The sequence below is a fragment of the Pantoea sp. Cy-639 genome, assembly GCF_011752525.1.
GTDB lineage: Bacteria > Pseudomonadota > Gammaproteobacteria > Pseudomonadales > Pseudomonadaceae > Aquipseudomonas.
In genome coordinates this window covers 123073-136769 of sequence record NZ_VWXI01000013.1, presented here as the reverse complement: position 1 = coordinate 136769, position 13697 = coordinate 123073, and the positions used below count along the sequence as shown (strand labels likewise).

The window sequence follows — 13697 nt, the reverse complement described above, 5'->3', positions numbered from 1 at the left end:
CCGGATGCGCAAGGGTATGCAGCCCATGCTTCGCCCCGCGATGTCGTTCATCTGCGACATCTGCGGTAAGGCTCGCGTGAAGGGCAATCACGACCAATGCTCCAAGACCCGTCAAGCAGCTGGCTTCATCATCATGCGAGGGCGCAAGCCATGAACACTGCATTCATGCTAATGGCGCAATACAACGGGCTAGCCATCATCCCAATCGATCAGGTGTGCACCGACTACTTCACCCACCTCACCCCTGACATGTTTCAGCGAAAGGTTCTTGCCGGACAGATCAAGCTTCCTATCACTAGGCTCGAGACAAGCCAGAAGAGCGCACGAGGCATTCATATTGCCGATCTGGCGCAATACCTGGATCAACAGCGAGAGGCTGCCCTCAAGGAATGTGCGCAATTGAACAAGACGCTTCGGGTCGGCTAATCGGGAGATTGCACCTCACCTGGCAAGGTACCGGTGGCCGTCGACATCGTCGACGATCAACCCGGACCTGCCTTTGGCGAGGGCAGCTAACGGCCCGAAGTTGCACCTCGCTAGGAGCGGAAGCGACCAATAGCAGCCACTCGATTTCTTGCGAGCTGACAGTCTAAGAAATCCTAAACCATTCACCAAAACGGTAATCCGGAGGTTGCGAACACATGAAATAACCCGCGGGGCGACGCTACATCGCCCCAAAAAAATCCACACTCAAACTATGCGTAAAGGCATGTGTGTGAACTTGGAAAAATCAACTTCTAGCTCATTCGTAAACGGCTCTTCGTATACCTTTGCATCGTACCCAGAGAACGTTAGCCCGCTTTCCTTCAGAGCACCGAAGACTCGACATATTGCAGAAATAAAAATGGGCATGACATTTATATAGATTTGCCCGACTGGATACCTTTCCGATTCTGCGTATGCTTTTATATCTAAGAAGCGAAGCTCGGAATTTATTTTTTCCAAAAGCGATCGTCGTTTAGCAGCTCCCATTTTTTTCTCCAAATAGGGAGAACTTAAACTCTCATCTATCCGAAGATAAAAGTCCTCAAGCTTATAGAAGTAACGCATTTTAGAGGGAGCCCCTAAAACTGGATAGTCAACCAAAAGAAATTCTGCCCCAAGATAATTTTTGTATTTTTCATCTAGCGCCATTTCGTGATTCCAGCTCTTGAAAAGCAAGTGATCTCGATGATGGATCGCATTCCGCATGAGAATTACAGATGCTGTATCTGCGCTGGAGAAATAGTCGACTCTATCTTTTGATACATCGTACAGGCTATGAAAAGCTTCAAGCTTTGATTCAAATGCACGATCTAAATTATCAATCGCCTCTTCTTTATCTATATATTTTAACCTCTGAAATTCGCAATGTGCTTCAACATAAATTCTCATCGAATTTGCGAGTCTCCTCACTGCCAGCTGCAAAATCTCCACAACATAATCCTTATAACCAAATATTCTATTTTAGAGTTGCACTCTTGACATTGAACTACAGACATCAATCAATCGAGCTTAACAAGCTTCGGAGCGGAAATAGCAGTAGCTCTGAACCGAGGGTTGTGTGTTGTACTCCCATTCTATATCTCCCCGTTGATCCTCAGCGATAGGTTATCACTTCTCTAAGCTTATACCTCATTCAACCTCTATCACCGGCAGCTCCTGGCCAAAGGCAGTCTTCGTGAACAGCAGCTATGGACCCAGAGCGGTCGCTCGCCACGGGTTACTTTCGGCCAAATGCGGACAATGCGACTACTCTTCAGAACTCCCATGGATAGCCAATGGTTTCCACGTCGTCTGCTGGGTTGAACTTTGACTTCCGCGTTCACCAAGCAATCCAGTAAAATTGGTCACCTAGATTGATTGTGAACTTCGCGCACCTCTTCCGGAGATGCATCGCGATACTCTATTTCTAGAAAGTCCCAACCTTCCTCTATCAGTCCTTTGAGAGTGTATAAAAAATCACTGGTAACATCATAATTTGTACGCTCGAAGCTGCTGAAGTGTGGCAGCGGTGCGATCTCGAAGAACTCCCTTTTGTCATTAATCCTATGACCGCGTAGCACTTCGTGAGCAGCTTTCTCGGCCAAGTACTTATCGCCAACATGCCATACATGATAAATTGTCATTGGCAGCGCGGTCCCGGTAGTATGAAGCTGCTTTCTCCTGGCAAGCGGGTCTTTGCTAAATCCAACCTTGATCAAATTATTATTCAAGTGATCTCGAAGTATATAAATAAACCCTGGTTGCGGATCAGGTCTTTTCCTCATGCTAACAGGCTCCTTCGTCAACTACGACTTAAAATCTAACCAGATGAAATAAAACAACTGTAAAAGCATAAACTTATTTCCTTTCGCGGGACAGCCAGCCTATTCGCTCAAGCCGCGTATTAAGGATGCTCCAATCGAAACTCATCGTAGGTGCTCAGCCTGATCAACCCAATGAAGCCCAGTGCATAACAGGCGGAGCGCGCATGAGCACTTCGGTTTTCAGGCCGTGAGTGACGAATATCCTTACTTCGAGTCACAGCTTCCGGCCGTATGCAGCCGTTGCGAACGTCAGCAATGGGTCGAGAGCAGCCGTTCGCGACTGATTGCAATCGACCCACAGCCGATGCCTACCACCAGTAAGCGCATATAGAAGTAGCATCGTTACCCACCCGCCTACTCAGCCCGGGCGCCGAGTTTAACCGGCGCCTGGATAATCTGGTCCAACCACTTCCAGCCCTTGTATCGATCCCCGCGCCCACGCAGGTGGGTATATCGCCGCAGCGAGTTCCAATCCCGGTGCCCGGACACACTGGAAACCCTCGGTATATCCCAGTCCATCTCGAACAGACGGCTCACCCCTTCGTGACGCAAGTCATGAAAGTGCAGATCCTCGATCCCCTTCATCTTGCACGCCTTGGACCAGGCCGTACCGATTGAATCGGTGTTGTACGGGAAGATCTCACGGCACTGTCGCGGCATACTCTGCACAATGACCCAAGCCTCATCAGGCAGATAGCACCAGACATCATTGCCGATCTTCTGACCTGGGTTCTTCATGTCTCGCACCTTGACCGACTGCCGGTGCTCATCCAGGTCCTCCCATAGGATTCGGCTGATCTCATCCATACGGCGTGTCGAGAAGATCGCGAACGCCATCACCTTGGGCATGTGGATGACGCTTGGTCGCCGCTGAAGCATTTCGAAAAAGTGCTCCAGCACCTTATCGATCTCCTCCAACGTCGGCCGGCGATCCCGCTCACGACTCCTCATGTTGTAGCCGAACTTCTTCAGCACCAAGCGTGCATCAGGCATAGCCTGCGGATCGATCTCATACCCCCACGCCGCACGGGCCAGGGACAGCACCGACCCCAGGTGTGCCAGGTCGTTGCCGGCCGTCTGCGGCTTGATTCCCCCACCTTCAAGACTCATGCGCCACAGGGCATAGTCCACGAGCACCTGCTGGGTGATATCGGAGTCCACCTTATCGCCCAGGTAGCTGTTCTTGATGGCGTTCAACGTGCGCCGCTTCGTCTCGCCCAGCGGCCGGGCTTTCTCAGCCTCGACCAGATAGCGGTCAATCATCTGCTTGACCGTGTGCCCTACCCGGCTGGCCCGCTCGATTGCACCAGGTTCCGCCAACTCGGTTTCCCGTCGCTTCGCCCAGGCCACCGCCGCCTGTTTGCGGGCGAACGTCTGGCTCTCTTGGTAGACTGTCACCTTGTCGCGGTTGATGCGGATCTGAGCTGTGTAGCTGATGGTGCCGTCGGCCTTCTTGCGGGGTCTGATCGTTGCCATGAGAATTGGTACACGTTCTGATTCGATTGGTACATTGTACCAAGCGCTTGGTAAAAATGCCCCAAAACCCCCGAAAACCGGTAAGAAACACGTTGAACGAAAACACCACAAAATCAGACTCCAAGCCAGAAACTACGCGCCCTGAGCCGTCCCGCCGCTTCTCCGTGGCCCCGATGATGGATTGGACCGACAGACACTGCAGGTTCTTCCTGCGCCTGCTCTCCAAGCATGCCCTGCTCTACACCGAAATGGTCACCACCGGCGCCCTGCTGCACAACGACGCCCAGCGTTTCCTGCGCCACGATGAGTCGGAGCACCCGCTGGCCCTGCAACTGGGCGGCAGCGTGCCGGCCGATCTGGCCGCCTGCGCGCGCCTGGCCGAGCAGGCCGGCTACGACGAGGTCAACCTCAACGTCGGCTGCCCCAGCGACCGGGTGCAGAACAACATGATCGGCGCCTGCCTGATGGGCCACCCGGCACTGGTGGCCGATTGCGTCAAGGCCATGCAGGACGCCGTGGCCATCCCGGTCACGGTCAAGCACCGCATCGGCATCAATGGCCGCGACAGCTACGCCGAGCTGTGCGACTTCGTCGGCCAGGTGCGTGACGCCGGCTGCCGCAGCTTCACCGTGCATGCGCGCATCGCCATCCTCGAAGGCCTGTCGCCCAAGGAAAACCGCGAAGTCCCGCCGCTGCGCTACGACGTCGCGGCGCAGCTCAAGGCCGACTTCCCGGACCTGGAGCTGGTGCTCAACGGCGGCATCAAGACCCTCGACGAATGCCGCACCCACCTGCAGACCTTCGACGGCGTGATGCTAGGGCGCGAGGCGTACCACAACCCGTACCTGCTGGCCGAAGTCGACCAGCAACTGTTCGCCAGCGCGGCACCGATCGTCAGTCGCGCCGAGGCGATGGAGAAGCTGCGGCCCTACATCGTCGCGCACATGGCAAACGGCGGCGCAATGCACCACATCACCCGGCATATCCTCGGCCTCGGCCAGGGCTTCCCAGGGGCGCGGCGCTTCCGTCAGTTGCTGTCGGCGGATATCCACAAGACCCACGAACCGCTGAAGGTACTGGACCAGGCCGCCGAGCTGCTGCAAGGCCGCTGAGGGAACCTGGGACGGGGTAGCGACTCGAAGGGATGATCTTTCAACGCAGGCCCCGTCGTCAGCCGGGGCTTTCCCGATCGGCCTGCGACGGGCCTTGAGTGGCTGTCGGGGCTCGGGTAATGTCGAGTCATCGCACAGGACAGAGCACGCCCATGACCTCCAAGCTGGAACAACTCAAGCAGTTCACCACCGTGGTCGCCGACACTGGCGACCTGGACGCCATCACCCGCCTCAAGCCAGTCGACGCCACCACCAACCCATCGCTGCTACTGAAGGCCGCGGCCATCCCGGGCTATGCCGAGCTGCTCAAGCAGGTCAAGGCAGACGCCAAGGGCAATGTCGACCTGGCCTGCGACAAGTTCGCCGTGGCCGTGGGCGCGGGCATCCTCAAGGTCATTCCGGGGCGGATCTCCACCGAGGTGGACGCACGCCTGTCATTCGACGAACCGGCCCTGCTGAGCAAGGCCCGCCAACTGATCGGGCTGTACGAAGCCGCCGGCATCCAGCGTGACCGCGTGCTGATCAAGCTGGCCTCGACCTGGGAAGGCATCCGCGCCGCCGAGCAGTTGGAGAAGGAAGGCATCCAGACCAACCTCACCCTGCTGTTCTCCTTCGCCCAGGCCCAGGCCTGCGCCGATGCCGGGGTGTTCCTGATCTCACCGTTCGTGGGCCGCATCTACGACTGGTACAAGAAAAGCACCGGCAAGGACTATGCCGGCGCCGAGGACCCGGGCGTGCAGTCGGTCACCCGGATCTACGACTACTACAAGACCAACGGCTACAACACCGTGGTCATGGGCGCGAGCTTCCGCAACATCGGCCAGATCGAGCAACTGGCCGGCTGCGACCGCCTGACCATCAGCCCCGAATTGCTGCAGCAGTTGTCCGACGACCAGGGCGCGCTGCCGCGCATCCTCAAGCCCGGCAACACGGGCGAGGCGAAACAGCAGTTGAATGAAAACCAGTTCCGCTGGGCCATGAACGAGGACGCCATGGCCACCGAGAAACTGGCCGAAGGCATTCGTCAGTTCGCCCGCGACCAGGAAAAACTGGAAGCGTTGATGGCCGACAAAACCTGATACATCTTCGGCTTGATCGACGGGCGGTTAATGCAGAGCATTTTCCGCCCGTTTTTCGTTGGGGTGGCCGATCCAGCCGCCCGCTTCCACGATCAGACAGCACATGCCATGAGCAGCGGGCGTGCCCCACGATAGCGCCACACCTGACACAGCCGAGCCTCAGATGACTGCCAGCACCACGCTTCCCTCCGTCCTCGCCGGCCCGATACTGCGCCGCCTCGAGCCCCAGCGCCTGGCGATCTGGCTGGTCGGCTCGCACCCGTTGCAACCGGTCTTCCTGCTCGCGCACCCGGAAATCACGCCGAGCCTTCGCTGCACGGTGATCCCGGTGGGCAAGCAGGCCTTCATCCACCTGCTGGATATCCAGTTCGACAACCCGCTGCCCAGCGATACCGAACTCGAGTACGACCTGCGCCTTGCCAATGGCCAGGGCATCGCCGATTGGGCACCCCACCTGCTCTACCCCGGCGCCAGCCGCCCGAGCTTCGTCCTGCGCGAACGTCTCGACCAGTTGCTCCACGGTTCCTGTCGCAAGCCCCATCACCCTGCTGCCGACGGCCTGCTCTGCGCGGACCGCCTGCTCGCCGCCAGCCCGCGCCCCGAAGAGCGCCCCGCCGTGCTGCTGATGAGCGGCGACCAGGTCTACGTCGACGATGTCGCCGGCCCAGTGCTGCGCGCCATCCACGCGCTGATCGAACGCCTGGGCCTGTTCGACGAGACCCTCGACGGCGCCCTGGTCGACAGCGGCGCCGCGCTCTACCGGCATCCAGCCTGCTACTACCGCCGCGCCGACCTGCTGCCGGCACAGGCGGGCAACGAGACCCTGCGCGAGCGTTTCTTCGGCGGCAAGCGCAAGCCGATCTTCTCCTCCAGCAACGCCGACAACCATCTGGTCACCTTCGCCGAGATCATGGCCATGTACCTGCTGGCCTGGTCGCCGCAGCCCTGGACGCTGACAACCATGAGCCTGCCGGCAGGCCTGGATGCCCGGCAACGAGCGCGCTATCAGCAAGAGCTGCCGGCCGTCCAGGCCTTCCGCGATGGCCTCGGCCAGGTGGCACGGGTCATGGCCCACCTGCCCTGCCTGATGATCTTCGACGATCACGACGTCACCGACGACTGGAACCTGTCAGCCCAATGGGAGCAGACCGCCTATGGCCACCCGTTCTCACGGCGAATCATCGGCAACGCCCTGCTGGGCTACCTGCTCTGCCAGGGCTGGGGCAATGATCCGGATGGCTGCGCGGCACTGATCGGGCAGTGCCGGGAAAAAGACACGACACGGGATGAACTGATCGGCGAACTGCTGCGCTTCCAGGGCTGGCAGTACACACTGCCCAGCAACCCGCCGCTGCTGGTGCTGGACACCCGAACCCGCCGCTGGCGCAGTGAAAGCAACCTCGGCAAGCCCTCCGGCCTGCTCGACTGGGAAGCGCTGTGCGAACTGCAGCAGGCGCTGCTCGATCACCCCTCGGCAGTCATCGTGTCGCCAGCGCCGATCTTCGGGGTGAAGCTGATCGAAACCGTGCAACGGGTATTCAGCACGCTGGGCCATCCGCTGCTGGTCGATGCGGAAAACTGGATGGCTCACCGCGGCGCGGCCCAGGTGATCCTCAACATCTTCCGCCATTCACGCACCCCGGGGCATTACGTGATCCTTTCAGGCGACGTGCACTATTCGTTCGTCTATGAAGTGCTGATCCGCCACGGTCAGCGCAGTCCACACCTGTGGCAGGTGACCAGCAGCGGTATCAAGAACGAATTTCCCCGACGCCTGTTGGATGTGCTTGACCGTCTCAACCGCTGGCTGTATTCGCCACGCTCACCGCTGAACTGGTTTACCCAGCGCCGGGAAATGCAAGTGACGCCCCGTACGCCCAGTCGCAGCAAAGCCGGGGAACGGCTATGGAATAGCGCAGGGCTCGGGCAGGTGTTCTTCGATGAGCAGGGACGACCGACACGGGTGTATCAATTGAATGCCGATGGCTCGCCGGCCACGGCGTTCATCCACGACTGACTGCAGGAGCCGGCCTTGCCGGCGAACACCGAGCCAATAGGATCAGGAGCGTTCCAGGGCGCTTACCAGGTCATGGAACGCTTCGCGGTTGGAGTCGTTCAGGCCCATGAGTATCTTGTGCGCCTCGAGCACCTTGGAACGCACCACGCTCTCGTCCTGGTCCTGCGACGGCAGGTCGGTCAGGCACTCCGGGCATGGCACCGGGCGATCGACGATGTTGAACACCTGGTCGAAGCCCATGGACTGCAGCAGACGGGAAATGTCCGGGTTGGTGGTCACCACGGTCGGCAACAGGCCGACCTTCTGCCGGGACAGGATCGACAGCTTGGCCAGCAGACCCAGCGTAGTGCTGTCGATGCTTTCGGTTTCGGTCAGGTCGATAACGATGGCCGAGAAGTTCAGCGCGGTGAAGATCTTCTCGATCGTCGCATCCAACGCCGAACACAGGGTCAGGCGTACTTCACCGACGAACTTCAGAACGAAGGTCCCGCTCTGCTCGGCGAACTGGATTCTACCGGTACTCATTCAAGGTTCCTGCTCAACACCAATAGGGCGATATCATCCGGCATCTCCCCAAGCGTAGCCAATCCGAATCGTTGGCGCAGCCCCTCCAGGCTACCCCCCGCGGCCTTGACGATCTCCGGCAAGGACGCTTCCTTATCTTTGAGTGTGTCCCCTGGCAAAAGATCCAGAATGCCATCGGACATCAAGGTGAGGCTGAACTGCGGCGGCAGCTCCAGCACCTGGTCCTGGTAACTGGCCTCGTCGAACAGCCCCACCGGCAGGCCACGGCCCTCCAGGTAGCGGGACTGCCCCGGGGTGTACAGCACCGGTAGCGGCAAATGCCCGCCGACGCTGTAGGTGAGCAGGCCGGTGTCCTCGTCGATGACGCCACCGACCATGGTCACATGCTTGCCCAGCTTGCAATTGATCAGCCCGCGGTTGATGTGGCTGAGTACTTCCGACGGCTTGAACTCGCGCATCTTGCCGCTGCGCTTGAATTCGAACAGCAGCCGCGTGGTCATGAACTTGAGCAGCACGGTGACGAACGCCGAGGACGCGCCATGGCCGGAGACATCCGCCAGGTAGAAGGCAATACGCCGCTCGTCGACACGGAAATAGTCGACGAAGTCACCCGACAGGTACAGCGACGGGATGATCTGGTGGTCAAAGGTATACCCGTCGGCCAGCCAAGGGCTTTCCGGGAGCATGTTCATCTGCACCTGGCGCCCGGCGTTCTGATCCTCCTGCAACAAATGCAGGCTGGCTTCCAGTTCGCGGTTGGCCGCCTCGAGCTTGTCGCGGTAGCGCTGGTTTTCCAGCACCAGGCGCGAACGGTCGAGGGCACGGCGCACCGAATGCTCGAGCACGGCCAGATCTTCCAGGGGCTTGATCAGGTAGTCCGCCGCACCCAGGCGCAAGGCTTCCACCGCATCGCTCATGACGCCGGCGCCAGACACCACGATCACCGGCAACTGCGGGGCGCGCTCGCTGATCCGGCGAATCAGCTCGAGCCCGCCCATCTGCGGCATGCGCAGATCGCAGATCACAAGGTCAGGCTGGTGTGCTTCGAAGACCTGGAGCCCCTGCTGGCCGTTTCCGGCCTGGAGGACGCTGAAGCCGCTGTCTTCCAGATAAGCGGCGAGGCTGGCACGTACCACGTCGTCGTCATCGATGATCAGCAGCGTTGCACTGGTTTTCTGCATGTGGGCGAACGGCGCCAGATTTGGGTTGGCGTAGCGGCTGTGGAAAGCCCGACAGACGCTACTGGAATGCTCTCAAGCCACTCTCTATTTGAGTTGTAGGACAAGAAGACTGGTCCGGCAAATAGCAGAGGTGCCCTGTAAGGCGCTGACGGTACTCCCATCCGCCTGGGGTTTCAAGCATGGCAAGGTAGACTTCCCTGCACTTTACAGGGCAAATCACCCGGGGTTATAAGAAAGCCGACCAGCGCAACCTGATGAAAGGATGCAAGCATGTCCCAGCCCCCCGTGAACTACAGCGAAAAGCGCGATTTCATCCGCATGCGCATCGACACCGAGGTCAGCCTGCTGCATGCCGGCCAGGTGATCAGCGCCACCTGCATCGACCTGTCCAGCAGCGGCATGCAGATCGAGGCGCCGCAGCGCTTCAAGGTCGGTGATCAGATCGACGTGCGCATCGACTCCGAACACCCCGCCCTCAAGGACCTGCAGGCCAGCACCGAAGTGGTGTGGATCGCCGATCAGCCGGGCGGCGCGCAGAAGTTCGGCCTGCGCATCCTGGCGATGCATTGAGCCATGAACGAAAAAGGCGACCCTGAGGTCGCCTTTTGCATTCATCCGCGGATCAGAAGTCGTCTTCGACCGCACCGTCCTTGACCTTGAACTCACGGTTCTGCAAGTAGGCGTTGCGGATGAAGATGTACTTGTCACCCTGGATCAGCTTCTCGGCCGGCAGCAGGTTGGCACGGGTATCGATCACGTCCAGGGCGAAGACAGAGTTACGCACCGGCACATCGTTGATGTAACGGTAGGGTTCGGTGTAGGTGTCCGGGTACTTGGCCAGGCCGTCACGCACGGTGCTCGGGCCGAGCAGCGGGATGACCACGTAAGGGCCGCTGGGTACGCCCCAGTGGCCAAGGGTCTGGCCGAAATCTTCGTCGTTGCGCTGCAGGCCCATCCGGGTACCTACGTCGAACAGGCCGCCGATACCGAACACGGTATTGACGATCAGCCGCGCGGTGTCCACGCCCGCCGCACGCGGCTTGAGCTGCAGCACGTCGTTGGCCAGGTTGGTGACATCGCCGAGGTTGCTGAAGACGTTGTGCACGCCGTCCTGGACGAATTGCGGGGTGACCGCCTGGTAACCCTTGGCCAGCGGCTTGAGGGCATAGGTGTCGAGGGTGTCGTTGAACTTGAAGATCGGTCGGTTGACCGCTTCCCAAGGATCCTCCTCGGTGGCTGCCTGGGTGGCCGCCATGGGCGCCAGCAACAAGCTGGCGCAAACACAGGCCTGGGTGACACGTTCGATCACACCGGCACCGATCTTGCGCATAGATGTTTCTCCATCGGATTTCACGGCGGCAACGCCCTTTGGCGCGTTACCTAATTAGGCGCAAGTATAATGGCTTGCTGGCTAACCGGTAGTCTTACACATCTCTGTCAAGATTATGTGAACAAGTGTTGCGGTCATCTGCCGGTAACAATCGCTGGCTAGCCTGCGCTGTATTTCAGGGAAGTTGCCATGCAAGACGCACCCGCCTTCACCGCCGTGCTCTTCGGATTGCGCGGCTGCCTGGTTCAGGCCGCCACAGGCATCCCCCTGCCCGCCCCCGGCGCCCTTGACTCCCTCGCCCGCCTGCGCGAACGCAACGTGCCGTGCATCTGGCTCGACGAGTTGAGCAGTGCCGAAGGCAGGCAACTTTCCCACGTACTGCCTGACTGGCTGCCCGGGCACGCCGCCAGCGATTGCCGATGGCCAGCCCCCGATGCTTGCTGGAAAGCCCTCATGACCCTGGAAAGCCAGCGCCTGGACGGCTGCGTGCTGGTCAGTGGCGAGCCACGCCTGCTGCAGTCGGGGCTCAACGCCGGACTATGGACCGTGGGCCTGGCCACCTGCAGCCCGACCTGCGACCGGACATCCAGCCAGTGGCAGGCGATGTCCCCGCAGGACCAGGAGCGGGCGCGCGGTAAAGCCACACTGGAGCTGTTCGACCTGGGGGCGCACTCGGTGATCGACCATCTGGAGTCCCTCGACACCTGCCTGGCCGACATCGCGCTGCGTCGACACAAGGGCGAGAAACCCTGATCTCCCGGCGTTGATGCCAGTCATGCAAAGCGTTGGCAGGTGGATTACGCTAGAGGACAGGCCAGAACCTTTGCCACCTCGCCGAGGTCCATGGCTTGCCAAGCCATTGATGGAGAACGAACAATGCCCGCCCGCGAACTGCAAGAGCAACTCGATAGCCTGCGCGAGCAACTGGACCGCAATCCACCGCTCTCGCTGGAAGAGCGAGACCACTTGCATCAGCTGATGCAACAGATCGAAGCCCGGATCAAGCTCGAGGAAGCCACCCAGGACAACAACGTGGTGGATGGCGTGAACCTTGCCATCGAGCGCTTCGAGGCCGATCACCCAGATCTCACCGCCACCCTGCGCAGCATCGTCAACTCGCTGCACAGCATGGGTATCTGATCAGGCCAAGCTGTCACGCATGAAACAGCGGCGAGGGCGCGGGCTTGCCCCGCGACACCGGCGTAGCCGGCGCCACCCCTGGCAGGGTCAGCCCGCTCCCCCGCTGTCATGCAAGGCCATCACCGCTTATTACTGACGCACCAAGCGCAGGTTCTGCGGATCGATCGCCCCAGTGCTGCGGTATGGGTTGATATCCAGGCCACCCCGACGCACATAGCGCGCGTACACCGTCAGATGTTCCGGCTTGAGCAGTTGTTTCAGGTCCAGATAGATCCGCTCGACGCACTGCTCGTGGAAGTCGGCATGCTGACGGAAGCTGATCAGGTAGGTCAGCAGGCTGGCGTGATCGAGCGCCGGCCCCTTGTACTCCACTACCACGCTGCCCCAGTCCGGCTGGCCGGTGACCGGGCAGTTGGACTTGAGCAAATGACTGTGGATGGTCTCTTCCACCACTCGCTCGGCCGAACAGCGCAGCAGTTCAGGTTGCGGCTGCTCGTAGTTGCTGATGCTGACGTCCAGCGCATCGATGCATTGGCCTGGCAAGGCGGTAACACCTTGGCGCTCGACCTCGGCCAGGGTGCTGACCTTGACCCCTACCGGCTTGACTGCGGCGGCGGACAGGTCCTTGACCAGGCAAGCCTGCAGCTCTTCCTTGCTGGCGAACATGGTCTGGTTCAGCGAGTTGAGGTACAGCTTGAACGACTTCGACTCGATGATGTTCGGCGAGTCGCAGGGAATGGCGAATTCGGCGATGGCCACCACCGGTTTACCCGAAGGCAGCAGCCAGGACAGCTCGAAGCAGTTCCAGTAGTCCACCCCCTGCCAGGGCAAGGCGTCACCGCTGACACCCAGCTCGGCCCACTTGGCCAGACGCGGGATCGGGAACAGCAGCGAGGGGGTGTAGGTGGCAAGGTATTCGCTGGACTTGCCCAGCGGGGAATGTTCGGCGGCGGGATGCATGGTGTCTGACCTGAAGGTTCGAAATTGCCCCTAGTCTACCGGTTTTGCCCCCGCCTTGTGGCCGATGTCACTCGATGGTCAATGGCCCGACCATCCCAGCCTGGTAATGCCCCGGCACGTTGCAGGCGAACTCGATGGGCGCCGACTTGCGGAAGGTCCAGGTCAACTCGGCACGCTGACCCGGCTGTACCAGCACGGTATTGCCACCGGCGTGGCCATGTCCGGCGCCCATCATCTGGCTGTGGTCCATCTGGCCATGATCCATGCCCTCATGGTTCATGCCGGCCGTGAACAGCTTGCCCTGCATGGCGACCATCTCTTTCTGGTGTTCGGCATGCATGGCCTTGTCGCCGAGGTTGAACTCGTGAGGCAGCTTGCCTTCATTGATCAGCACGAAGCGTACAGTTTCCCCAGCCTTGACCTTCAGGCTCCTGGGTTCAAAGGCGATGTCCTTGAGCACCACTTCGACGGTGCGGCTGGCCTTGGTCGCCGCAGCCGGTTCGCCGAAAGCGAAAGTCTTCGATTCGTCAGCCAGGGTCGGCAGGCTGACCATGGCGAGTGCGCTAGCGATGAACAGGTGTTTCATGGG

The 13697-nt window shown here is 59.9% G+C and carries 15 protein-coding genes; 7 read left to right on the top strand and 8 right to left on the bottom strand.

The features are described 5' to 3' along the window. Nucleotides 1-150 precede the first annotated feature (150 nt). On the top strand, nucleotides 151-426 hold the full coding sequence (locus F3J43_RS16895) for a pyocin activator PrtN family protein (protein WP_166888937.1): 276 nt from the start codon (nucleotides 151-153) through the stop codon (nucleotides 424-426). A gap of 264 nt (nucleotides 427-690) precedes the next feature. Here the strand turns inward: F3J43_RS16895 and F3J43_RS16890 are convergent, their stop codons facing one another. The 3 genes from F3J43_RS16890 to F3J43_RS16880 form a co-directional block, all read right to left on the bottom strand. Beyond that, complete coding sequence (locus F3J43_RS16890; RefSeq protein WP_166888934.1) at nucleotides 691-1416, bottom strand: hypothetical protein; 726 nt, start codon at nucleotides 1414-1416, stop codon at nucleotides 691-693. Between the two features lie 413 nt (nucleotides 1417-1829). Further along, entirely contained in the window at nucleotides 1830-2249 is a 420-nt protein-coding gene (locus F3J43_RS16885; protein WP_166888929.1) for a GIY-YIG nuclease family protein, read from the bottom strand. A gap of 393 nt (nucleotides 2250-2642) precedes the next feature. After that, nucleotides 2643-3764: a tyrosine-type recombinase/integrase gene (locus tag F3J43_RS16880; protein WP_166888924.1), complete on the bottom strand. Its 1122-nt coding sequence runs from the start codon at nucleotides 3762-3764 to the stop codon at nucleotides 2643-2645. Between the two features lie 56 nt (nucleotides 3765-3820). On the opposite strand from F3J43_RS16880, the gene dusA reads away from it, so the two are divergent. From dusA to F3J43_RS16865, 3 genes are all read left to right on the top strand, one after another. Then, nucleotides 3821-4876 (top strand): tRNA dihydrouridine(20/20a) synthase DusA, encoded by a 1056-nt coding sequence (gene dusA, locus F3J43_RS16875; protein ID WP_205297921.1) that lies wholly within the window; start codon nucleotides 3821-3823, stop codon nucleotides 4874-4876. A gap of 152 nt (nucleotides 4877-5028) precedes the next feature. Then, nucleotides 5029-5955: a transaldolase gene (gene tal / locus F3J43_RS16870; RefSeq protein WP_166888918.1), complete on the top strand. Its 927-nt coding sequence runs from the start codon at nucleotides 5029-5031 to the stop codon at nucleotides 5953-5955. A 163-nt stretch (nucleotides 5956-6118) separates the two neighbouring features. Further along, complete coding sequence (locus tag F3J43_RS16865; protein ID WP_166888915.1) at nucleotides 6119-7972, top strand: alkaline phosphatase D family protein; 1854 nt, start codon at nucleotides 6119-6121, stop codon at nucleotides 7970-7972. 42 nt (nucleotides 7973-8014) lie between these two features. On the opposite strand, the gene rssC is transcribed toward F3J43_RS16865, so the two are convergent. Together rssC and rssB are read right to left on the bottom strand one after the other, a co-directional pair. Then, complete coding sequence (gene rssC, locus F3J43_RS16860; RefSeq protein ID WP_023631332.1) at nucleotides 8015-8497, bottom strand: anti-sigma factor antagonist RssC; 483 nt, start codon at nucleotides 8495-8497, stop codon at nucleotides 8015-8017. After that, nucleotides 8494-9678 carry a two-component system response regulator RssB gene (gene rssB, locus F3J43_RS16855; protein WP_166888912.1) on the bottom strand — a complete coding sequence of 395 codons (1185 nt, stop codon included), beginning with the start codon at nucleotides 9676-9678 and terminating at the stop codon, nucleotides 8494-8496. Before rssB ends, rssC begins: the two co-directional genes overlap by 4 nt. A 270-nt stretch (nucleotides 9679-9948) precedes the next feature. Between rssB and F3J43_RS16850 the strand changes: the two genes are divergently transcribed. Then, nucleotides 9949-10248: a PilZ domain-containing protein gene (locus tag F3J43_RS16850; RefSeq protein ID WP_166888909.1), complete on the top strand. Its 300-nt coding sequence runs from the start codon at nucleotides 9949-9951 to the stop codon at nucleotides 10246-10248. 52 nt (nucleotides 10249-10300) lie between these two features. Here the strand turns inward: F3J43_RS16850 and F3J43_RS16845 are convergent, their stop codons facing one another. After that, the gene (locus F3J43_RS16845) at nucleotides 10301-11008 is read right to left on the bottom strand and encodes an MlaA family lipoprotein (protein WP_166888906.1); all 708 of its coding nucleotides are present in this window, start codon (nucleotides 11006-11008) and stop codon (nucleotides 10301-10303) included. 189 nt (nucleotides 11009-11197) lie between these two features. Between F3J43_RS16845 and pcrP the strand changes: the two genes are divergently transcribed. Together pcrP and F3J43_RS16835 are read left to right on the top strand one after the other, a co-directional pair. Then, nucleotides 11198-11761 (top strand): HAD superfamily inactivated hydrolase PcrP, encoded by a 564-nt coding sequence (gene pcrP, locus F3J43_RS16840; RefSeq protein WP_166888902.1) that lies wholly within the window; start codon nucleotides 11198-11200, stop codon nucleotides 11759-11761. 123 nt (nucleotides 11762-11884) lie between these two features. Beyond that, the gene (locus tag F3J43_RS16835) at nucleotides 11885-12148 is read left to right on the top strand and encodes a DUF4404 family protein (RefSeq protein ID WP_166888899.1); all 264 of its coding nucleotides are present in this window, start codon (nucleotides 11885-11887) and stop codon (nucleotides 12146-12148) included. 129 nt (nucleotides 12149-12277) lie between these two features. Here F3J43_RS16835 and queF read toward each other — a convergent pair whose 3' ends face one another. Both queF and F3J43_RS16825 read right to left on the bottom strand, forming a co-directional pair. Beyond that, the gene (gene queF / locus F3J43_RS16830) at nucleotides 12278-13108 is read right to left on the bottom strand and encodes an NADPH-dependent 7-cyano-7-deazaguanine reductase QueF (RefSeq protein ID WP_166888896.1); all 831 of its coding nucleotides are present in this window, start codon (nucleotides 13106-13108) and stop codon (nucleotides 12278-12280) included. Between the two features lie 67 nt (nucleotides 13109-13175). Continuing rightward, nucleotides 13176-13694 (bottom strand): cupredoxin domain-containing protein, encoded by a 519-nt coding sequence (locus F3J43_RS16825; protein ID WP_166888893.1) that lies wholly within the window; start codon nucleotides 13692-13694, stop codon nucleotides 13176-13178. Nucleotides 13695-13697 lie beyond the last annotated feature (3 nt).